This is a genomic window from Haemophilus sp. 27098_8_127, from assembly GCF_041433495.1.
Classification (GTDB): Bacteria; Pseudomonadota; Gammaproteobacteria; order Enterobacterales; family Pasteurellaceae; genus Haemophilus_D.
In genome coordinates, this window is sequence record NZ_JAPWBP010000006.1 from 116,084 (window position 1) to 138,401 (window position 22,318).

The 22,318-nt window shown below is 39.3% G+C and carries 20 protein-coding genes, 3 tRNA genes and 1 rRNA gene; 11 read left to right on the forward strand and 13 right to left on the reverse strand.

The genetic code is table 11. The features are described from left to right. The first annotated feature begins 11 nt into the window (after positions 1-11). The 4 genes from O3746_RS07880 (at position 12) to O3746_RS07895 (ending at position 3,173) form a co-directional block, all read left to right on the forward strand. Complete coding sequence (locus O3746_RS07880; RefSeq protein ID WP_070867810.1) at positions 12-1,061, forward strand: iron ABC transporter permease; 1,050 nt, start codon at positions 12-14, stop codon at positions 1,059-1,061. Continuing rightward, on the forward strand, positions 1,061-1,834 hold the full coding sequence (locus O3746_RS07885) for an ABC transporter ATP-binding protein (RefSeq protein WP_005696236.1): 774 nt from the start codon (positions 1,061-1,063) through the stop codon (positions 1,832-1,834). The genes O3746_RS07880 and O3746_RS07885 overlap by 1 nt, the downstream gene beginning before the upstream one ends. Positions 1,835-1,846: 12 nt before the next feature. After that, entirely contained in the window at positions 1,847-2,281 is a 435-nt protein-coding gene (locus tag O3746_RS07890) for a pseudoazurin (protein WP_197560402.1), read from the forward strand. A gap of 70 nt (positions 2,282-2,351) precedes the next feature. After that, positions 2,352-3,173 (forward strand): RimK family alpha-L-glutamate ligase, encoded by an 822-nt coding sequence (locus O3746_RS07895; protein ID WP_197560403.1) that lies wholly within the window; start codon positions 2,352-2,354, stop codon positions 3,171-3,173. A gap of 56 nt (positions 3,174-3,229) precedes the next feature. Here O3746_RS07895 and O3746_RS07900 read toward each other — a convergent pair whose 3' ends face one another. The 12 genes from O3746_RS07900 to erpA all read right to left on the reverse strand — a co-directional run bounded on the left by O3746_RS07900 (position 3,230) and on the right by erpA (position 15,161). After that, on the reverse strand, positions 3,230-3,817 hold the full coding sequence (locus O3746_RS07900; RefSeq protein WP_290991709.1) for a lipoprotein HlpB: 588 nt from the start codon (positions 3,815-3,817) through the stop codon (positions 3,230-3,232). Between the two features lie 101 nt (positions 3,818-3,918). Next, entirely contained in the window at positions 3,919-4,242 is a 324-nt protein-coding gene (locus O3746_RS07905) for a c-type cytochrome (RefSeq protein WP_049375074.1), read from the reverse strand. A 5-nt stretch (positions 4,243-4,247) separates the two neighbouring features. After that, entirely contained in the window at positions 4,248-4,727 is a 480-nt protein-coding gene (locus O3746_RS07910; RefSeq protein ID WP_371448500.1) for a TlpA family protein disulfide reductase, read from the reverse strand. After that, positions 4,717-5,388 carry an ABC transporter ATP-binding protein gene (locus O3746_RS07915; RefSeq protein ID WP_049375077.1) on the reverse strand — a complete coding sequence of 224 codons (672 nt, stop codon included), beginning with the start codon at positions 5,386-5,388 and terminating at the stop codon, positions 4,717-4,719. The genes O3746_RS07910 and O3746_RS07915 overlap by 11 nt, the downstream gene beginning before the upstream one ends. 1 nt (position 5,389) lies before the next feature. Beyond that, positions 5,390-6,523 (reverse strand): FtsX-like permease family protein, encoded by a 1,134-nt coding sequence (locus tag O3746_RS07920; protein ID WP_111327648.1) that lies wholly within the window; start codon positions 6,521-6,523, stop codon positions 5,390-5,392. Next, positions 6,510-7,850 (reverse strand): ABC transporter permease, encoded by a 1,341-nt coding sequence (locus tag O3746_RS07925; protein WP_111315561.1) that lies wholly within the window; start codon positions 7,848-7,850, stop codon positions 6,510-6,512. The genes O3746_RS07920 and O3746_RS07925 overlap by 14 nt, the downstream gene beginning before the upstream one ends. After that, complete coding sequence (locus O3746_RS07930; RefSeq protein ID WP_371448503.1) at positions 7,850-9,244, reverse strand: Fe-S-containing protein; 1,395 nt, start codon at positions 9,242-9,244, stop codon at positions 7,850-7,852. The genes O3746_RS07925 and O3746_RS07930 overlap by 1 nt, the downstream gene beginning before the upstream one ends. Before the next feature lie 115 nt (positions 9,245-9,359). Further along, on the reverse strand, positions 9,360-9,881 hold the full coding sequence (locus O3746_RS07935; RefSeq protein ID WP_005696223.1) for an iron transporter: 522 nt from the start codon (positions 9,879-9,881) through the stop codon (positions 9,360-9,362). 28 nt (positions 9,882-9,909) lie between these two features. Next, complete coding sequence (locus O3746_RS07940) at positions 9,910-11,814, reverse strand: FTR1 family protein (protein ID WP_371448506.1); 1,905 nt, start codon at positions 11,812-11,814, stop codon at positions 9,910-9,912. 220 nt (positions 11,815-12,034) lie between these two features. After that, positions 12,035-14,434 carry a penicillin-binding protein 1B gene (gene mrcB / locus O3746_RS07945; RefSeq protein WP_371448508.1) on the reverse strand — a complete coding sequence of 800 codons (2,400 nt, stop codon included), beginning with the start codon at positions 14,432-14,434 and terminating at the stop codon, positions 12,035-12,037. A gap of 24 nt (positions 14,435-14,458) precedes the next feature. Continuing rightward, positions 14,459-14,812, reverse strand: coding sequence for a YacL family protein (locus O3746_RS07950; protein ID WP_302999454.1), 354 nt, complete (start codon positions 14,810-14,812; stop codon positions 14,459-14,461). 1 nt (position 14,813) lies between these two features. Beyond that, positions 14,814-15,161, reverse strand: a complete 348-nt coding sequence (erpA, locus tag O3746_RS07955; protein WP_005696219.1) for an iron-sulfur cluster insertion protein ErpA — start codon at positions 15,159-15,161, stop codon at positions 14,814-14,816. 125 nt (positions 15,162-15,286) lie between these two features. On the opposite strand from erpA, the gene map reads away from it, so the two are divergent. Together map and glnD are read left to right on the forward strand one after the other, a co-directional pair. Beyond that, positions 15,287-16,090: a type I methionyl aminopeptidase gene (map, locus tag O3746_RS07960; protein WP_371448511.1), complete on the forward strand. Its 804-nt coding sequence runs from the start codon at positions 15,287-15,289 to the stop codon at positions 16,088-16,090. Between the two features lie 291 nt (positions 16,091-16,381). Further along, positions 16,382-18,967, forward strand: a complete 2,586-nt coding sequence (gene glnD / locus O3746_RS07965; RefSeq protein ID WP_371448513.1) for a bifunctional uridylyltransferase/uridylyl-removing protein GlnD — start codon at positions 16,382-16,384, stop codon at positions 18,965-18,967. Between the two features lie 48 nt (positions 18,968-19,015). Here the strand turns inward: glnD and hemL are convergent, their stop codons facing one another. Beyond that, entirely contained in the window at positions 19,016-20,299 is a 1,284-nt protein-coding gene (gene hemL / locus O3746_RS07970) for a glutamate-1-semialdehyde 2,1-aminomutase (protein ID WP_049365565.1), read from the reverse strand. Between the two features lie 122 nt (positions 20,300-20,421). On the opposite strand from hemL, the gene wecA reads away from it, so the two are divergent. The 5 genes from wecA to O3746_RS07995 all read left to right on the forward strand — a co-directional run. Further along, a complete protein-coding gene (gene wecA, locus O3746_RS07975; RefSeq protein ID WP_049365564.1) occupies positions 20,422-21,486 on the forward strand; it encodes a UDP-N-acetylglucosamine--undecaprenyl-phosphate N-acetylglucosaminephosphotransferase in 1,065 nt (354 codons plus the stop codon). Between the two features lie 182 nt (positions 21,487-21,668). Next, positions 21,669-21,745, forward strand: a tRNA-Arg gene (locus O3746_RS07980). 31 nt (positions 21,746-21,776) lie between these two features. Further along, positions 21,777-21,852 (forward strand) — tRNA-His (locus O3746_RS07985). Positions 21,853-21,876: 24 nt separating this feature from the next. Beyond that, positions 21,877-21,953: transfer RNA gene (locus O3746_RS07990), tRNA-Pro, on the forward strand. Between the two features lie 172 nt (positions 21,954-22,125). Continuing rightward, positions 22,126-22,318 (forward strand): 16S ribosomal RNA (locus O3746_RS07995); the annotation flags it as partial.

Genomic DNA, 22,318 nt, shown 5'->3' on the forward strand with positions numbered 1-22,318 from the left:
AACGTTAATTAATGAAAAACAATTCTGTTGTAGCAGATATTGTGGCTAACCAGCGTAAGCTTGAACGCAAACGCTGGTTTGTTATTTTATCTTTTCTTGCTATTGGCGTGGTCAGTCTTATCCTTGATGTGATGACAGGCCCTGCAATGCTATCGGTATCGGAAGTTGTGAATGCGTTATTCGGTATCGGTGAAGTCGATAAAATGACAGACAATATTGTGTATAATTTACGTTTACCCATGGCATTGATGGCGCTTGTAGTGGGGGCAACATTGGCTGTTGGCGGGGCAGAGATCCAAACCTTATTAAATAACCCGATGGCGAGTCCTTATACTTTAGGATTGGCTGCTGCGGCTGGTTTTGGTGCTTCTATTGTGATTGCTTTCGGAAGTTTTGGTTTACCGGTACAAGTTGCCGTGCCAATTGGCGCGTTTGTCATGACTATGCTTGCCTCGGGGATTCTTTTCTTGTTTGCGTCTAAACGTCGTTTTAGTTCCGAAATGCTCGTGTTGGTGGGGATTGCATTACTCTTTATTTTCCAATCTTTGCTTTCATTAGTACAATTTATTTCAGCGCCGGAAGTCTCGCAACAAATCCTGTTCTGGCTATTTGGTAGTTTAAATAAAGCGACGTGGCAAAGCTTAATCATCATTATTGTCGTCACCACAATTTGTGTCGCATTACTTTCAAAAGAGCTTTGGAAATTGACCGCACTTCGTTTAGGCGAAGATCGTGCAGCGAGTCTTGGTATCAATTTACAAGTATTACGTATCAAGGTATTAGTTCTTGTCGCAATGATGACGGCGACAGCAATTAGTTTCGTGGGCGTGATTGGCTTTATCGGCTTAGTTGCGCCACATGTTGCTCGAATGTTGCTTGGTGAAGATCAACGTTTCTTCTTACCAGGCGCAATGTTAGTCGGTGCAGCATTCTTATCCCTTTCTTCTGTATTGTCTAAAGTTATTATCCCTGGCGCATTGTTCCCAGTGGGGATTGTTACCTCGTTTATTGGGGTGCCTTTCTTCTTTTGGATTATTTTAAATAACAAGAGGGGACAATAATGTTAGAATTAAAGAATCTTACGGTAAAACGAGGTGATCTCACCGTTGCGGATCACATTAATGTCCGTTTTGAAGAAGGTAAAGTTTACACGGTGCTTGGGCCAAACGGCACAGGGAAATCCTCCATGCTGAAAACTATTTTTGGTGAATTGCCACATGAAGGAATGATTACCTATCAAGGTAAACAGCTAGAACGGACGAAGTTAGCAGATTGGCGTAAACCAATTGGCTATATGCCTCAAGATAGCCGAGTAGATGCAAGCTTGACCGCACTTGAAGTTGTCCTTTTGGGACGAATGGATAGTCTAACGATGCGAGTAAGCGATGAGCTTCTCACTGAAGCAGCAAGTATTATGGCACAATTAGGCATTGGTCATTTAGCCCATCGTGATATTCTGAATCTCAGTGGTGGACAGCGTCAAATGGTGATGTTTGCCCAGGTTTTATTACGTGAGCCACAGATTTTAATGTTAGACGAGCCGGTGAGTGCGTTAGATATGCATCATCAGCTTAATCTATTAGAAGAAGTTTACACCTATACGAAACAGAAAAATCTGATTACTATAATGGTATTACATGATTTAAGTCTTGCCGCTCAATTTTCAGATGAGTTGATTTTACTTGGTGAAGGTAAAGTGCAAGGCGTGGGCGATGCGCATCATGTTTTACAAGTTGAAACCATTAATCGTTTATATCGTGTAAACGTTGAATTATTACAATGTAGCGCAGGTTTGCCGGTGGTTCGTCCACAACGTAAATCAGCACATTCTTAGAAGGAAATGAAAATGAAGAAAATCGCACTTGCAGCATTATTAGGTTTAAGTTTTGCTGCTCAAGCCGCTCATCATGACATCAAAATGTTGAATTCAAACAGTGAAGGCTCAATGGTTTTTGAACCGGGTTATTTAAAAGTACAACCAGGTGATACAGTGACATTTCGTCCGGAAAATAAAAGCCACTTTGTACACAGTAAAGCGATTCCTGAAGGTGCACAAAAATTCCAATCTGAAGAAGATCAGGAACTCACGATCACTTTAGATAAAGAAGGTGTTTATGTTTATACTTGCCCAGTACACCGTTCAATGAATATGAATGGTGTGATTCAAGTGGGTGATAATCTATCAAACAAAGAACAAGCAGAGAAAGTGGTGAAAGACCTTGAGAAAAAATCTATGACGAACAAAGGTCGTCTTGAAAAATATTTTGCTCAAGTAAAATAATTATTGAAATCGATGCGCCAGTTTGATGATTGGCGCATCTTCTTTATGTTTAAATCCGTTATTATTTACTATGCTTACAATCACCACTTGCAAAACTTATCCTTCGGCTCCTCAAAATCTTATTCCTGTTCAAACACAACTTTCTGATCAAGGTATTCCTACTCAATTTTTACCTTGGCAAGAAACATTACAGAGCCATTTTATTCTGCCTTTAGCCGCATGGGATTATGCAAATTTTTATGATGAATTTACTCAATGGATTAAACAGCATAAGAATGCGTTCATCAATCCTGCGGAATTAATGTTGTGGAATAGTCATAAAGGCTATCTATGTGATTTACAGAATTGGGGTGTCAATGTTATCCCAACCCTTATTTGTTCACCAAAAACATCTGAAATTTTGACCGCACTTGAAAGCCAAGATTGGCCTGAATTTGTGATTAAACCTGCTGTAGGGCAGAGCGGTAATTTAGTGACAAAACTCAAACAAGGTGAAGCGTTACCTAATCTTTCTGCGTATGGTGAGCAAGTTGTGCTACAGCCGTTTATTCCTGAAGTGGCAACAAATGGTGAAACTAGTTTGATTTTTTTCAATGGTGTATTTAGTCATGCTATTCGCCGACAGCCACCTCAAAATGAATGGCGAGCGAATTCACAATATAAAGTTGAAATTATCCCTGTTGAGGTTGATAGCCATATCATTGAAACCGCTCGTCATGTTTTACATAAATTGCCTGAAATGCCTGTTTATGCCCGCGTAGATGGAACGATTATTAACAATGCATTTTTATTGAATGAATTAGAGTTGATTGAGCCAGCGCTATATTTAGATCGTTGGGAAGGGGCGACAGAACGATTTGTGGATGTGTTGAAAAGCAGAATACTAAAATAGGAAAATAAAAAAAACCTTACTTGTTACAGTAAGGTTTTTTCATCTTCAATGATTAATTATTTTGCAGCTGGAGCAGCAGGTGCAAATTTTTGTGCTAAATCAGCACCGTCTTTTTGTAATTTAGCTACTGCAGCTTGTAGTTTTTCAACTTTAGCTTGATAAGCTTTAGTTTGTTCTTCAGTTGGTGCTTTAGTTGCTAAGTTTAATTGATCAACTAATAATTCACTTGATAATGCAAGTACTTCTTTATTTTGATCTTTGATGCTTTTCACTGAAGGTGAAGCAACTTCTAATTTATCTAAGCTTGCGATAGTATCTTCAACAGTTTTGTTGAAAGTTTTGATTGCTTCTTCAATTTTCTTCTCATCTTTTGCTTGAACCGCAGCAGTTAAATCAGATTGAAGTTTTTGTTGTGCAGCCATTTGAGCTTGAGCTTGGCTTGCATTCCATTCAAGTAATTTGTTGTAGTCAGCTTGTTCTTGAGCAGGCGTTGCTTCAGCAGGTTTTGCTGCTTCTTGTTTAGCTTCTGGTGCTGGCTGAGTTGTTTCAGTTTTTGCTGGAGCTGGTTTATCTGCTGGTTTATCACAAGCAGTTAAGAATAATGCAAATAATGCAGTTGCACTGATTTTAGTAAATTTGTTCATAAACAATCCTTTATTGATATATAAAAAATTTCTTAGCTTATAAAAACTAAGCCCTTTCTAAGACCTTACATTTTAAAATTAGTTTAAAAAAATTTCAAAAACTATTTTAGTGTTTGAATATATTCACTTAAATTATGAATATCTTGCTCACTTAAACGCTGTTTTGCAGGGCTTCCTGCACCAGTAATATTTCCCGCTTTTCGTTCTGAAAGTGCGGTTGAAATTTCTTCTGGTTTTAGTTGATTAATAATTTTTGACTCACCCATTGCTGGTTTTTCGCCTTGTTTCCCATGACAAGTAGCACAAGAGCGTTTATATACCTTTTCTGCTTTAGCTAAGTCAGCTTCAGCAGAAAGCGCGGGTGTGGCAAATAAAAAGCCTAAAACGGGTAAAAAAGTAGAGAGTAAGTAAATTCGTTTTTGCATTTTGGCTAGCCTTTAAATAATTTATCTAAATCTGCTGAAGGAATTGCCCCTTCATATTTAGCCTGAATATTGCCTTCAGGTGTAATCACAAAGCTTGTTGGCGTGCCGATAAGCTGATAACGTTCTGCTGTGATTTTTAATTGGTCTTTGATAACCGGCAACGTAAGCTGACGTTTGGCGACTACAGCCTTGGTATCCACTTTATCCCCATCTACGTTAATAGCGATAAGTTGAACCTTATTTGGATTAGCTTCAGCCAATTTTTCAAATTCTTTTAACTCAGCGACACATCGACCACAGGTTTCAGACCAGAATGTCAGTAAGCGAGTGCCTTTCCAATCCTCAAGTTTCACTTCTTTACCTTGTAAATCATAGGCTGCAATATCTGGTGCTTTTTGACCAATTGCAGCAACCTCATCTTTACAAGAAACACTGCCTAAAATGACCGCACTTATAGCGAGTAGTTTTACGAATTTATTTTTCATTAATGTCCTCTTTTACAAATTTTCCGTGATGGAGATAAATAACACGATCGGTTAACTCACCCAATTCAGGATTGTGTGTAACCATAACGATGGTTCTACCTTGGCGATTTAACTCTTGTAGTAAATCCAGTACAAGCGCTTCATTTTTTTCGTCGAGATTACCCGTAGGTTCATCGGCAAAAATGACTGGTGGTTGGTTCACCAACGCACGAGCAATACATACCCGTTGTTGTTCGCCTCCAGAAAGTTGGCTTGGACGGTGATCAATACGATGACCCAATCCCACTTGTTCGAGAACTGCTTTAGCCGCTGCTTCATCAATCACACTGTGATAATGCTGAGCCAGCATCACATTTTCAAGTGCGGTCAAATAAGGAATTAAATGGAATTGTTGGAAGACTAGACCAATTTTTTCCGCTCGGAAACGTTGACGACCTACTTCATCCAGTTGTGCTGCATCGACGCCGTCTAAAATCACTTTACCTTCACTAGCCGTATCTAAGCCAGTCAGAATATTCATGAGTGTGGTTTTACCCGAACCCGATGCGCCCATGATTGCAATAAACTCACCTTGGCGAATTTGAATATTAATATCTTCTAAAGCAGTGACTTGCCCGAATCGTTTATATAAATGTTGCGTTTCAATCACAAATTCACTCATTTTATTCCCCTTTTAACACATTTGCGGTTTGAATATTTAAAGCTCGTTTGGTTGGTACAATCACCGCAATAAAGGCAACCAATAACGATAATACGATAGTAATTGGAATAACCGGCAGACGCATATCAATATAAGATTTGAATACGGTTAATCCAAGTAATTGTGCCAAGATGTAGCCGAGAATCAGGCCCGCGACAATTGCACAGAGTGCAATGATCAGAATTTCGGTACTAATTTGCTTAATGATGTCACTTTGTTTTGCACCTAAGGCTTTTTGTAGTGCAAATTCTTTTGCTCTCTCACCAACAATCGCAATCAACGTGGTATTCACACAAAGGGTAGCGAGAATCAAAATGACCAATGAGATTAAGCCCATCAATCCTTTAATTTTATCTAAAATTTGCCCTTCAGACGCTGAGACTTTTCGAATTGGGCGGGCAGTTAGATCGGGTTGGCTTTGCATAATGTCTTGGGCAAATTGTGCGACGTTACCTTGTTCATTTTTCACATTGAGCAAGGCGTTATTTGCCAATCCTTCTTTATCTAACCAACTTTGTGCAAATTCCAAACTGACGATTAACATGTTATCTGTGGCATCGCCTGCCTCAACAATCGCTTTAATTGTAAATTCATGTTTTTCAACGGCATTTTTAGACAGAGTTAATTTGCTTCCAACACCTAAATTAAGGCGTTCCGCCAAGGTTTTGCCAATCATGGCATTGCGATCGTCAAAATTGACATTAATAGCTGAGCCGGTAATTTGCCAATAAGGCGCAAGCACACGCATATCTTCAAACCACACGCCCATAATGACGATTTTTTCTAAATCACTTCGCGCAACGCCATATAAATAAGGGCTGGCAGCGGTGATGAAATTATCCGGTGCATGATGAAGAATTTGCTTTAATTGGCGTTCTTTCATCAAACCGCCATTAGCCGCACCAATGTAAAAGTTTGCCCCGAAAGTACGGAGTTCTTGGCTCATTTTGGTATTAATATCGAAATATACTGCTGCCATTGCGGTTACAATAGACGCACCGACAGTCAACGCAGAGAAGATAATAAATACCCGTTGTAAACGTAGGCGTAATGCTTGGAAGATTAAACGCCAAAACATACTTTTATTGGCGGCCATACAGCACCTCCACAGGGTAAAGTTTGGCAATACGATGGGCTGGGAACCAAGTGCCCACCACAGCAATTAAAATAGACAGCATCAATACGCAAGGGATGACAATCCAAGCGAAACTCAGTGGTACGCCAAATAGTGCTGAACCAATAAATCTTGCTAAGCCCCAACCTGCAATACAACCAAGAGTGCCACCAATTAAGGCACTGATAATGGCTTCACAATAAAATAATAAGGCGATTTGCCATTGATAGGCGCCTAACGCTTTCATTAAACCAATTTCTTTTGAACGCTCAATGATCCCTGTACTCATTAATGAGGCAATCCCCATGGCTGCCGCGATTAAAGCAGCGAGAGTAACGACAGCAAGCAATAACTGGATTTTACCAATGACGACGCCTTCTGACGCTGCAACCTGCCAAATTGGGCGAACAATAGCACCAGAAATGGCTTCTTCTAACTGATGGGAAATAGAAGAAACATAAGCCGTACAATACCAACGATCGTACTCTTCGGCATCTAACGCATCGGTATTGGCTCGCGCTTTACGAGAAAGGTCATTTTCAGGCACGGTAAGTGCAGAGACTTTAACTGATTGAATTTTCCCTTCTAAACCCAGTAATTTTTGTACAGCACTGAGTGGCATGACTAATTGATTATCTTCAGCACCACCTGTAGATAAAATACCGGTAATTTCAACCGCACTTTGATTATCAAGTTTATCATTTTGATAGTGGAGCTTGATCTTATCGCCTTGTTTTAAACCAGTTCGTTGCGCTAATTGTTCACCAATGAGCGCAGGAATAAATTCACCTTCAGGCGTTTCAAGATCGTTTACCCATTCCCCTTGAACATGCCAATAAGGGCTAATAATCTTTTGGCCAGTATGGAAATCGTCTTCATCTGGTACAGGAATGTTGTGATCGAAAAATGTACCAAGCACATTAATTTGTTCAAGTGCGGTCGATTTTTCATGAGTTTTATCAGAAAAAATTTCTGCTTTCACATCTGCACTTAATAATGGCGCAAATCCCACAATGTTATTTCGCCAGAAAATATCTTTAATATTCGGCAGTTCTTTTTCATCGAGGAAATCTTGGCTACTTAAATCTGTGTTGTGACTGAGCTCATCAGGTAAGGCTGCATTACTCGCAGGTTCGACTAAAATATTGGCACCGTAAGATTTTAGTTCTTTCGCCATTTTGTCGCCGATATCAATGGAAACAGCCAATAGTGCAGAGACTAATCCAGCCGCCAAGAAAATAGTCACCACGGCTAAAAACTTACGTTTTATGCTAAAACGCCAAGATTGGAATAGCATTCTTGCTAGCATTATTCCCCCTTACCTAAATATTTTTCAGGGTTATCACGGAATAAATCGAGGTTTTTCTCGCTTTCAAAGAAGTAAGTTTTACCTTCATAATTGTATTTGTGCTCCGTTTTAGTATTTTTCATTTGGGTGCCACTAATCGGATCTTTTACATCGATTTCAATAATCGTGCTAAATAAATTTAACCCTTCTTCTAAGCTGGTTCGATTAATGAGAATTTCAGTCTCAGTTTGTTGCCAATCTTCAATCGGCACAGGATTACAGCCACCCGGTTTACCAATAGATGGAATAAACATATGTACGCCGCAGCCCACACAAACGACTTGGTTACCTTCCATGACATAGCCTTGGTCACCACAAAGCAAGCAGGCATCAAATACCGCGGCTAGGCTCAATTTATCCGGTTGACGATTAATAACAAAGAAACGCACAGCTTTACCATCATCAGCAATCCAAACAAAACGGTGTAATTTACCGTCTTTTACTTGTTCAATTGGGATATGGACTTGTTGCTTTTCATCTAAGGTCAGAGGAATCGCTTCTGACAGTTGTGGTGGACGAGAAGCAATTTGCTCCCAATAAAGTTGTGTAGCAAAAATAATTGCCAAGGCCAAATAGCCCCATCCAAGTAAGCGAGAGGAGTTACGCAATGCAGCTAATTTTTGGCGTTTTTCAATGGGTTCTTGTGTGGCATTAACTTGTTGCTTGCGTGATAAATGAATTTTGCCGTAGAAGATGGCAAGTACAATGAAGAGTAAGGCGGCACAGATGTAATTTAACCAGCGAGTGATTTCGCCTGATTTCGCAACAAAGCTTAAACGTAGTTTGGTGAGTTCAAGCACTTGAAGTTTCATTAAAATTAATAAGAGTTCGCCAATAAGTGGAACAAGTAAGCAAACTAAGAGAAGGCTAATTGCACCTTTTAAAAGTGCGGTAGATTTTTGTTGTGTTTTTACCGCTTGTTTTAGAAGTAAATAGATCCAGCCTTGTAAGCATAAACAAAAAACAAAGGCAAAAATGACCGCACTTATATGTAAGATCGAATCGGTATTGATAACATCAGTAGAAACGAGGGCAGTAATATTAGGATCTTTTGCCCAGAAGCTTCCAGCGATGAGCATTAATATGGTTTGCCAAAAGGTAGGTAAGCGACCTTTGCCGAAAATTAAACATAAGGCAAAGATAGTCAAGAGCACCAATATCACGCCATTGACGATTAAATTGGTGATTTGTCCCGTAGGTAAACTAAGGCGCAGTACGATACCGGCAATAAAACCGAATAGGCTAAGCCAAATTATTTTTTTTGCACTTACAGAGGATTGTTTACTGTGATAAACACCGAGCAATAATGAAAAAGGTAAAAGTGCTTGAAGCAGGAAAGTAAAAAAATAATTCATAGTTTGACCATTTAATAGGATAAAACAGACGATATTTTAAGGTTAAATGAAATGCTATTGCCTTCCCCTGAAATACAAGGGAAGGCAAGTCGGTAAAATTAATATTTACCTGAGATTATTTGATGCCAGTGAATTTGAATTCATAGCTTACATCAAATGGTTTCCACCAACGGCCTACACCCGTTTCAGAGTCAGTATGACGGTGCATACCTGCTTTTGATGGTGGGTCGATGTGGTAAGTTAATTTATAGTTACCCACGCCCATCATTTTCACGTTTGCACCATAGTGAGGACCGTCACCTGCTACCATTGGCATGAAAGTACCTTCTTGTTTTTCACCAGTATCGGTATTCACTAAAGTATAGTTGATAGTTAAGTAAGGCATCCATTCACCATCACCAAAGCCATTTTTGTTACCTTTTACTGCATGGATATCCGCTTCTAAGTGGATATCTGATTTCGCAGCAGGTAAACCCATGCCACGTGGTTCCATATCGATTGGTTTGAGATAAACCGCCGCAATTTCCATTTCATTCATGGTTACCGCTTCACCGATTGGATATTCTTGGAATGCGTTAGCAGTAGACGCGGTGAAAATACCCGCAAATAATGCTGTTGCTAAAAGTGCTTTTTTCATTGTTTTTCTCCTAAAGGATTGTTGGGTATTACGCGGCTTTTTTGCTTTGATATTTCATAATAAACAGAGCAAATACGGCAGCGATGAGTAAGATTGCTTGTGGGATTAGGGTTTCCATATAAGGATAAATACCTAACCACGAAATTTCAGGCGCACCGCTAATCAGCGTTGGCTCGAAAAGTTTGCCTTCAATGAGTTCTAAAACAGATTTACCGGCGAATACAAAGGCCATTAAATACATAAAAGAACCCGTGAACATAAAGAATGGTTTAAGCGGTAATTTCACCACGGTATAACGCATCACGAAGTAGCAAATAGTGAGAATAATTACGCCGACAATGATACCTGCGAAAAGGTAAATAAAACTGACCGCACTTTTTGCATCACCCACGAGGGCATAGTAGAACAATACGGTTTCTGCCCCTTCACGATATACGGCTAAGAAACTGGTAAGCCATAAGCCGATGAGTGAGCCAGTAGTGAGGGCAGTTGAGAGTTTACCTTCTAAATAACGTTTCCAGTTTTGAGCTTCGACTTTGGACAATAACCAGTAACTCATCATAAAGAGCATGACGACGGCAAAAATCATCGTAAAGCCTTCGAGCAATTCGCGGTTTTGACCAGAATTTTCAAAGATAAGTTGGAAGATAAATGCGGTAATCACACTGGCAATTAATGCCACATAAACAGATTGGCGGATAACTGGCAATTTATCTTGGTGGTTATTTTTAATTAAGTAGGTCACAATAGCCGCAACAATTAATAAGGCTTCCAAACCTTCACGAAGGATGATTAAAAGGCTATATAAGAACATAGACCAATCGCTTTGTTCTCCGCCCTGTAACATTTCAACCGCTTTAGTTAGATTCTGGTCTAAACCATCAGCTTGTGCTTGTAACTTATCACCTTGTTCAGCTTTCATTAAGCTGACTAAACGGGTGAAGTAGCCTTCAAGTTCCGCTTTAAAATTGCTATCACGAGAACCAATTTTGTTCTCCATACCACTGCTTTCAAACACATCAAAATAGGTGTCTTGTACAGAAAGAATTGCTTTTTTGCTTTCACCTTGTTGATAGAGCGCAATAGCTTGTTGAATACGTTGGTTGATCTCTTGTTTAATCTTATTCCAATCTTGCTCTTGTTGATTATCTGTTGCTTGCTGTGCTGCATTGGATTGAACATTTTGTTCTTCACGTGTCGTTGGCAGGTTAGGCAAGTTTTCTTCAATATCTTGTAATAATTGCGTACTTTGATAGCCAATTTCTGTGATTTGGTCGGCTTGTTCACTTAAACGGATGATGTTGTAAAACTGTTGATTAATCGCCGCTGAAGTTTCTGCAGAGCGGTTTTGGCGAATGGACATTTCCATTTCTGAGTTTTTATAGCCATCATATTGTGCTTGTTGGAACAATTTTTTGGCATTGCCAAGATCACCATTTTGATAAGCATCGATCCCTTGAGCGATCAAGTCATCAATGGTTTTAAAACTTTGTTGCCAATAAGGGGCAATCGCTTGATTATCATAAACGCCATGTTGTCCATCAGCATTGAGTTGATGGCCTTCAACCAATGATGGCAACACTTCTTTTAATTCTTTTTTGAGTTGATCAATTTTAGCCTGAATCTCTTTTTGTGAACTGCCTTCACCGATCATTTTACGGATCTCGCCAAAAGTCGCTTCCATTTGGTAGCTTTTTTGTGCAGAGAAATTGATACGAATTGGGCCTTCTAGATTTTCAAAGACTTCAAAATAAGCCATTTGCACTTCAGTACGGGCGTCATCGGTATTGCCTTGTTGGAGCAGTTGAGACGTTTTATCTAGGCGAGCCGTAATGTCATCAACCCATTGTTGATAGTTATCTTGTGCAAAGAGTGAAGAAGAAAAGGCGAGTGAAAAAATTAAAAAGAAAAATCGAATAGAACGGAATAGCATCGTCTATTTACCTCATTACCTCAAATGAAATTAATTCCTATTTATAATTATCCTTTGATATCAGTGAAATGGCAATAAATAATTCTAATTTTTGTGATGGAGATCAAAAAATTCACACGAGATTGGAAATCTAGAGACGGTTCTTTTATGCGAAAAAGAATAAAGCGCCCTTGCTAGGCGCTTTATGGAGATATAAAAGTGCGGTCAGAAATAAGCTGATTTATTGAGCCGGCGTAGCTTCTTCAACTGGCACTTTATTATCTAACACATCCCATACACTTTCTTGTTTGGGAGATTCTGGTTGTTCAGGTTGTGGCGATTGCGTAGTTTGCGCCGCGGTAGCCGTCGCAGTACTCGTCGTTTGTGCGGAAGCGCAGAAATTTTGATCTTTATTTGCCCAAACCGGGATTGTTCGGCTGCTACCACAACTCCAACTACCGTAAGCATTGATGCCAACCCATTTAATGGTAGAAGGTTGACCAAGTTTCAGTTTTTCAATGACAACACGGTTTAAGTAATCTTTATAGATTTGTAATGCACCTGAGGCACCGGTTAATTTGGTTTCACCGTTATCATCACGACCTAACCAAATGGTGCTGACATTTTTACCATCAATACCGACAAACCACGTATCACGAGCATCGTTGGTGGTCCCCGTTTTACCCGCAAGACGAAGATCCGCGTAATCATTTTGTAAGCTACGCGCGGTACCACGTTCGACGGTTTGTTGCATTGCATACAAGGTTTGATAAGCCGCTTCTCTCGGCACTACTTGATCTGGCACGGTATTGTGTTCGTAAATAATATTGCCTTGGCGATCGGTAATGCTTTGAATGGTGCTTAATTCGATTTTTCCGCCTTGATTGGCAATGGTTTGGTAGAGTTTTGTCACATCATAAGGTGAAATACTGTAAGAGCCAAGCAAGGTCGCCGGGACTTTTGGAATCGTCACATTGTCCCAACCCATGGATTTTTGCGTATCAATGACTTTGCTTAAGCCAACTTTCATTCCAATATTCACCGTTGGAATATTCAGTGAGCGGGCAAGGGCATCCATCAACATAACCGAACCGCTATATTTACGATCGTAGTTACGAGGTTGCCAAGGTTGGCTACCTTTAACATAAATCGTGATTGGCTGGTTTTGAATCGGCGTATTTAAACGGAATTGTTCCGGATTCATCAGTGCGGTCAAATAAATGGATGGTTTTACCAAAGAACCAATTTGACGTTTTGACATTAATGCACGGTTAAATCCGGCATATTCTGTTTGTAATCCACCGACAACTGCACGTATTTCACCCAAGTGATAATCTGCGACAATCATTGCACCTTCTAAATATGGATTTTTAGTTTGTACTTGCAATTGATTGACCGTATTCACCACGGCATTTTCAGCTTGTTCCTGTTGTTTTAAATCCATGGTGGAGAAAATACGTGCACCAAGTAGTGCAGACGTTTTGTTTTCTCCTAATTGACGACGAAGATCCGCTTGTAATGTTTGAATGAAAGCAGGGTATTTACGTGAAATTTGTCCTTTAGCTTGCACGCCTAATGGACGTTTACTCAACATCTCATATAACTCATCCCCAATCATTTGGTGATCAAGCATTAGTTTTAACACCACATTTCGGCGATCGAGGGCATATTGTGGATTTCGCCATGGATTATAAAGGGATGGGCCTTTCACCATGCCAACTAAAAGGGCAATTTGATCTAGGCTAATTTCACGGATAGAACGACCAAAATAGAATTGGCTCGCCAACGCAAAACCGTGAATTTGGATATCACCATTTTGACCAAGGTAAATCTCGTTAAGATAGGTTTCTAAAATACGGTTTTTATCATATCGCCAATCTAATACTAATGACATCAACGCTTCATTGGCTTTACGTGTAATAGAGCGTTCGCTCGATAAGAATAAGTTTTTAACTAATTGCTGAGTGAGCGTACTACCGCCTTGAACCGTTTGACCCGCTCTAATATTGGCAATCATTGCACGCACAATACCGATAGGGTTAATCCCGTTATGATCATAAAAACGGCGATCCTCTGTCAGTAATAAGGCATCAATGAGTAATCGAGGGTAGTGCTGTAATGGAATCGCTAAACGATCTTCATTATCCGATTCCAACATGGCAATTAATTTAGGCGCAAGACGGAATTCATCAACCGCTTTGACGTTGACTAAATCTTCAATGCGAGAAAGTTTATTATCGGTAAAACGTAAACGTAATACACGTTGTGGTTCTGGCTTGTCCGGATAAGGGAATGCGCGACGAAGTAATACGATGGTATCGTCTTCGAGTTTAAAATCACCTGGTGCCGCAATCATGGTAGTTTGACGGTATTCGTTATCCAATAAGATTTGAATCACTTCGTCAAAAGAAAGATTATCAGACAGTTTTACGCTTTCTAAACGGCTATACACTTCAGCTGGTAAACGCCAAATTTGACCATCCATTTTTGAGCGAATTTGCCAGTCTAAATAGCCACCATAAAATACGGCGAGCGTCCCTAAAGTAAAGGCTGCTTTGGCTAAAAAGATTTTACAAGAATGGCGCTTATTTGGCGTTTGTGTTTCTTGTTGTTCTGATGAGGTGTTTTCCGTTTCCGACATAATAGTTAGCTTCAGAGAATGAGGTTAAGCAATAAATTCAAAATAGGCATTAAGAAAGTGGATGAAGTCTGTTGTACCACAGAAGGCGATACTTTCTTCATCATAATAGTGGAAGTTGTCTTCTAAAATTTCATCTGTTTCAATTGCAAGGTTATTGGCGCGAATCATCACTTCATCGGTATTGATAAAAAGCGTGTATTCAGAACCAATCAGCGTGACTTCATCATTATTTTTAATCTGCTCACAGGCAGAAAGTGCGGTCAAAAACGCTTGAGGATTTGACCGCACTTCTGAATTAAACCAATTGGCTAGGGCAATGTGTTCCATCGAACATTTAGCATGTACATTGCCTAGATAATGGGTAAATTGAAAATCCATGTTAGATGCTGAATGAAGAACCACAACCACAGGTACTGGTTGCATTTGGATTGTTCACCACAAAACGAGAACCTTCCAAGCCTTCAGTGTAATCCACGGTACCGCCAATTAAGTATTGCAAACTCATTGGGTCAATCACTAATTGCACACCGGCTTTTTCAATGGTTAAGTCACCTTCATTGACTTTATCGTCAAAGGTGAAACCATATTGGAAACCACTGCAACCGCCACCGGTGATATAAACGCGTAATTTTAATTCGTTGTTTTCTTCTTCGCTAATTAAACTTTTTACTTTATTGGCTGCCGCATCAGTAAAAGTTAGCGGTACGGCCATATCTAAATCTGACATATCTCTATCCCCACTTTCCTAAAAATAATCCTTGTATTATCTAATAACCTGTTAATTCATTCAAGATTTTTCACGGAATTAGTGCTATTATATGCGAATAAATCAGAATTAAATAAGGAGAAATAATGGGCATTCCATTAAGAACTGAAGAAGAAATTGTTAAGTTGCGTGAAGCGTGTAAATTAGCGTCAGATGTCTTGGTCATGATCGAGCCTTATGTCAAAGAAGGGATTACCACAGGTGAATTGGATCGCATCTGTCACGATTACATGGTGAATGTACAAAAAGTGATTCCTGCGTGCTTAAATTATCATGGTTTTCCGAAAGCAACCTGTATTTCTATAAATGAAGTGGTTTGCCATGGTATTCCAAGCGACGATAAAAAATTAAAACGTGGTGATATTGTCAATATTGATGTGACTGTGATTAAAGACGGTTATTTCGGTGATAATTCTAAGATGTATGTCGTGGGTGAAACCAATATTCGTAGCCAAAAATTGGTTGAAGCCGCACAAGAAGCACTTTATGTGGGATTACGTACGGTTAAGCCGGGTATTCGTTTAAACGAAATTGGTAAAGTGGTACAAAAATATACTGAAAGCCAAGGATTTAGTGTAGTGCGTGAGTACTGTGGCCACGGCGTGGGAACTGAATTCCACTGCGAACCGCAAGTCTTACACTATTATGCTGATGACGGTGGTGTGATTTTAAAACCGGGTATGGTATTCACCATTGAGCCAATGATTAATGCGGGTAAAAAAGAAGTGCGCATTATGGGCGATGGTTGGACGGTAAAAACCAAAGACCGTAGCCATTCAGCGCAATATGAACACCAAATTGTTGTGACAGAAACGGGTTGTGAAGTGATGACTATTCGTGATGAAGAAATTGCAGAAGGCCGAATTCAACGTATGATGGTCAATATTTAAAGTATTAAAAGAAAATTTGAGTTATGAGATTTAGAACTTTCCTTCTGATCAGTTTAGTTATCGTATTTTTTGCGTGCCTTCCCCTTATTATTTTTGAGGTGATAGGAGAAGGAGAGCCTGCAATAGGTTTAGTGTGGATTGGCTTCTTCGTTACACTACCAATTGGTGCAGTTGTACTAGGTGTCTTTTGGATCTGTTCAGTGTTTCATTGGATATTTGACAAAGATTAATTCCCATCATGGTTATTGAAAGCTCATTTTTATGGGCTTTTTATTTAATTAAGAGAACACTATGCTTTTTCCTTATCATTTCGACTCTCCACTTACGCCAAGTGCGGTCAAAATTCAGCGTGAAAATTTGAAGGAATTTGAACGTCAGCACTTTACTGATTATTCCGTTTTTGAGCTGATTGCTAACCGTACACAGTTTTGTGATGATTTGTTAAAACAGCTTTGGCAGCAATTTGAATTAGATAAAGTTAATCTCACCTTAATTGCAGTAGGCGGTTATGGCAGACAAGAAATCTTTCCTTTATCTGACCTAGATGTTCTTATTCTTTCAAAAGAAGAAAGAGAGTCTGAAACGGAAGAAAAAATTGCTCAATTTGTGCAGTTCTTGTGGGATTGTGGATTTGACGTAGGGCATAGTGTTCGTTCTTTAGAAGAATGTGAAAAGGAAGGCAAACAGGATATTACTATTGCCACCAATTTGCTTGAGTCCCGTTATTTATCGGGTGACTTATCCCTTTTTAATGTTTTAGGGGAAATATTGAAAAAGCCAGATTTTTGGGCGATAAAACCATTCTTTGACGCTAAAGTACAAGAGCAAATTGAACGTTATCAGCGCTATCACAACACCAGCTATAATCTAGAACCTGATTTAAAATACAGCCCAGGTGGTTTGCGGGATCTTCATCTTTTATATTGGATCGCATTACGACACACTGGGGAAATGACCCTTGATGGCATTTTGAAAAGTGGCTTTATTTATCCATCAGAACACCAACAATTATTAGACAGCCAAGAATTTTTATTTAAAGTGCGGTTTGCTTTACACTTGATTTTAAAACGTTATGACAACCGCTTGTTGTTTGATCGTCAAATTAAAGTGAGCGAGATGCTTGGTTTTGAAGGCGACGGAAACCGTGGTGTCGAAAAAATGATGAAACGTTTTTTCCAAGCTTTACGCACAATTTCTCGTTTAACCGATATCCTGATTAAGCATTATAAAGAACATTTTTTATCAACAAATGGCGAGGTTTCTATTCATCCTTTGGATGATAATTTTGAGTTAGTGAATCAAAGTTTGTGTTTACGTAAAAATGATCTGTTTTTACGTTATCCAGATCGTATTTTGGATCTTTTTTTCTATCTAACGCAGCATGAACAAGCTGAAATTCATTCCTCAACATTACGCCAACTTCAGATTGCGTTGGAAAGCTTGACGCAGAAATTATGTGATATTCCTGAAGCGAGAGAGAAATTTATTCGGTTATTTAATCAACCGAAAGCGATTCAGCGTGCATTCCTCCCAATGCACCAATATGGTGTGTTAACGGCTTATTTGCCACAATGGCAGGGGATTGAAGGCTTGATGCAATTCGATCTTTTCCACATTTACACCGTGGATGAGCACACCTTGCGAGTGATGTTGAAATTAGAAAGTTTCTTAGCTGAAGATGAAGCAGAACCCCATCCCATTTGCCATCAAATATTTAGTCATATTTCTGACCGCACTTTGCTTTATGTTGCCGCACTTTTCCATGATATTGCGAAAGGTCGAGGAGGGGATCATGCAGAGTTAGGGGCTGAAGATATAGCTGAATTTGCTCATTTGCATGGCTTTGATCGTCGAGAAATTGAAACGATGGCTTGGCTAGTGAGAGAGCATTTGCTCATGTCAATCACTGCACAGCGTCGAGATATTCATGATCCAGAAGTTGTGATGAGCTTTGCGGAAAGTGTACAAAATCATGTGCGTTTAGATTATCTCACTTGTTTGACGGTCGCGGATATTTGTGCAACAAATGGTACCTTGTGGAATAGCTGGAAACGTTCTTTATTTGCCTCACTCTATGATTATACGTCGCAACAATTCCGACAAGGGATGAATTTATTATTAGATAATAACGAAAAGATCCTTGAAAATCGCCAATTGGCGCTGGCAATTTTATCCGAAGATCAACCAGAATTATCGGAAGAAAAAATCTTAGCACTCTGGCAACGTTGTCCTGATGATTATTTTTTACGAAATAGCCCAAAACAAATTGCGTGGCATACAGCGTTGTTAGCTGAATTTGATGGTGAAGTACTGGTTAAAATTAGTAACCGTTTTTCTAGCGGTGGGACTGAGATCTTCGTTTATTGCCCTGATCAAGCCAACTTATTTAATAAAGTGGTTTCAACCATTGGTGCGAAAAAATTCAGTATTCATGATGCTCAAATTTTAACATCGGATGATGGGTATGTATTCGATAGCTTTATCATCACAGAATTAAATGGTGAATTGGTTCGTTCAGAACGTCGCCGAGAATTAGAAACAGTATTAACCTCTGTTTTATTAGGCGAAAAATTGCCATCCATGTCTTTTGCAAATAATCGACAGTTGCAACATTTCACCGTGAAAACAGATGTACGTTTTTTGAAAGAAAGTAAAAAAGAGCATACGGAGTTAGAAATCGTTGCTTTAGATAAACCCGGTTTATTGGCTCAAATCAGTCAAATTTTCACCGAGTTAAAACTCAATCTTTGTAATGCAAAAATTACGACTGTAGGGGAAAAAGCAGAAGACTTCTTTATTCTGACAAATGAAAAAGGAATGGCATTAACCGAAGAGGAAAGGGGATGGTTAGAAAATGTACTCTATGAGCGATTATGATGTGATATTAAAGAAAAAGTGCGGTTAAATTTAACCGCACTTTGCGTTTTAAGCAACCGCTGCAAATGCAATATCTGCGGCAGCAAGCGTTTTTTCAATGTCTTCATTTGTATGAGCTAAAGACATAAAGCCCGCTTCAAAAGCAGAAGGCGCAAGGTAAACGCCTTGATCGAGCATTTTGTGGAAGAACACTTTGAATTTTTCGGTATCACATTTCATGACTTCTGCATAAGAGGTAACTTGTTTTTGGTCAGTGAAGAAAAGACCAAACATTCCGCCTACATGATTAATCACGAATGGCACATTGTGTTTTTTAGCTAATGCTTTTAAGCCATCACAAAGTTTTGTAGTTAATTCTGCAAGATGTTGTTCGTTACCAGTTTTTTTCAATTCAGTTAAACAAGCTAAACCTGCTGCCATTGCAATCGGGTTGCCTGAAAGGGTACCCGCTTGGTAAACCGGACCGGTCGGTGCAAGGTGTTGCATAATTACTTTTTTACCACCCACTGCACCCACTGGCATACCGCCACCAATGACTTTACCTAATGTGGTGAGATCCGGTGTTACACCATAATAAGCTTGTGCGCCTGCAAGTGAAACACGGAAACCAGTCATGACTTCGTCAATAATGAAAAGTGCACCATATTGATCACAGATTTCACGAATGCCTTGTAAGAATCCTTCTTTTGGTGGAACACAGTTCATATTACCTGCAACTGGTTCAATAATCACACAAGCGATATCGTTAGGGAATTCTTCAAATAGTTTTTTAACTGAATCAAGATTGTTATATTCTGCAGTTAAAGTGTGTTTTGCAAAATCTTCAGGTACACCTGGTGAGCTTGGTTGACCAAGTGTTAATGCGCCCGATCCTGCTTTTACTAAAAGTGAATCAGAATGACCGTGGTAACAACCTTCAAATTTTAAGATTTTGCTTCTATTGGTATAACCACGCGCAAGACGGATAGCTGTCATGGTTGCTTCAGTACCTGAACTCACCATACGAACCATTTCAATAGATGGCACAATTTCACAGACTAATTCCGCTAAATCAATTTCAGAGGGGGTTGGTGCACCAAAACTTAAACCATTTTCTGCTGCTTTTAATACAGCATCCAAAATAGCAGGGTGATTGTGACCTAAAATCATTGGCCCCCAAGAACCCACATAATCGATATATTGTTTGCCTTCGGTATCGTAAATGTAAGCGCCTTTGGCTTTTTGAATAAATACGGGTGTGCCACCTACGCCTTTAAAAGCACGAACAGGGGAGTTTACACCACCAGGAATAACTTCTTGTGCACGAGAGAAAAGTGCGGTTGATTTTGTCATGATTTTTAATCCTTATATTAAAAGTGGGCATATTGTACTAAAAAACTGAATTTGAGAAAAATCTTTGTGTGCTGATTTTTCTTTATGTTATCCTTTGCAAAAAATTTTTTAGGATACAAACTATGCTAAGTCTTATTGTAACTTTCTTAGGGGCATTTTTAACCTTGATTGTGATGCGACCAATTGCGAATAAAATTGGCTTGGTGGATAAACCAAATTATCGTAAGCGTCACCAAGGTGCGATTCCACTGATTGGCGGTGTTTCTCTTTTTATGGGAAACCTTTGCTATTATTTAATGGAGTGGGATCAACTTCGTTTACCTTATCTTTATATATTCAGTATCTTTATTCTACTTGCAATCGGTATCTTAGATGATCGCTTTGATATTAGCCCTTTCTTGCGTGCAGGGATTCAAGCGGTGCTTGCGATTTTGATGATCGATTTGGGTAATGTTTATTTAGATCATTTAGGCCAAATTCTAGGGCCATTCCAATTAACGCTTGGTTCTATTGGATTGATTATTACCGTATTTGCCACAATCGCGATTATTAATGCCTTTAATATGATTGATGGTATTGATGGATTGTTAGGTGGATTGTCTATTGTTTCATTTGCTGCCATTGGTATCTTAATGTTCCGTGATGGACAGATGGATATGGCATATTGGAGTTTTGGTTTAATTGTAGCGATTCTGCCTTATTTATTATTAAACTTAGGGATTCCGTTCGGACCAAAATATAAAGTGTTCATGGGCGATGCAGGAAGTACTTTAATCGGCTTTACTATTATTTGGATTCTACTTTTAAGTACGCAAGGAAAAGGGCATCCGATGAATCCAGTGACCGCACTTTGGATTATTGCTGTTCCTTTAATTGATATGGTGGCCATTATTTATCGTCGCTTACGTAAAGGGAAAAGTCCATTTCGTCCGGATCGTTTACACGTACACCACTTAATGGTTCGTGCTGGATTAACCTCTCGCCAAGCCTTTTTATTAATTACCTTCTTTGCGGCAATTTGTGCCACAATCGGGATATTAGGCGAAGTCTTCTATATTAATGAATGGGCAATGTTTATTGCGTTTATTGTATTATTCTTCCTTTATGCTTATTCAATAACAAAAGCATGGAAAATTACTCGATGGGTACGAAGAATGAAACGTCGAGCGCGCCGTAATAAACAATAAACTAAATAAAGGGGATAGCAACTTGCTATCCTTTTTTACTATTTAGCACTAAAAATAGACGAATAAATAATAAATTCTATACAAATTGAACAAAAATTTATCTTTTGATATTTTTTTTCAAAAAAGTGCTAGACAAGGTATTGGGAAATCATTAATATACGCCCCTGCAACGACGCAGTAACGCGTTCGTAGCTCAGTTGGATAGAGCGTTGGCCTCCGGAGCCAAAGGTCGCAAGTTCGAATCTTGTCGAGCGCGCCAGAAAGTCAATGCGATGAACAACTAATCAATGGTGGCTATAGCTCAGTTGGTAGAGCCCTGGATTGTGATTCCAGTTGTCGTGGGTTCGAATCCCATTAGCCACCCCATCTTCTCTTAATTGAGAAATCTGACGGCGAGTAGCGCAGCTTGGTAGCGCAACTGGTTTGGGACCAGTGGGTCGTAGGTTCAAATCCTATCTCGCCGACCAATTTATTTTTTGCTCTTTAACAATATATCAGACAATCTGTGTGGGCACTTGTTGATTGACTTGTTTTAAAAATATTTTTTAATTTTGAAGTCTTAATAGGTGCTAACTAGAAATTCATAATACTTTTTTAAGTAGTGACATTTTATGTCAGCAGTATTGAGCGATTGAACTTGAATTGAAGAGTTTGATCATGGCTCAGATTGAACGCTGGCGGCAGGCTTAACACATGCAAGTCGAACGGTAACATAAAGAAGCTTGCTTCTTTGATGACGAGTGGCGGACGGGTGAGTAATGCTTGGGAATCTAGCTTATGGAGGGGGATAACTACGGGAAACTGTAGCTAATACCGCGTAGAATCGAGAGAT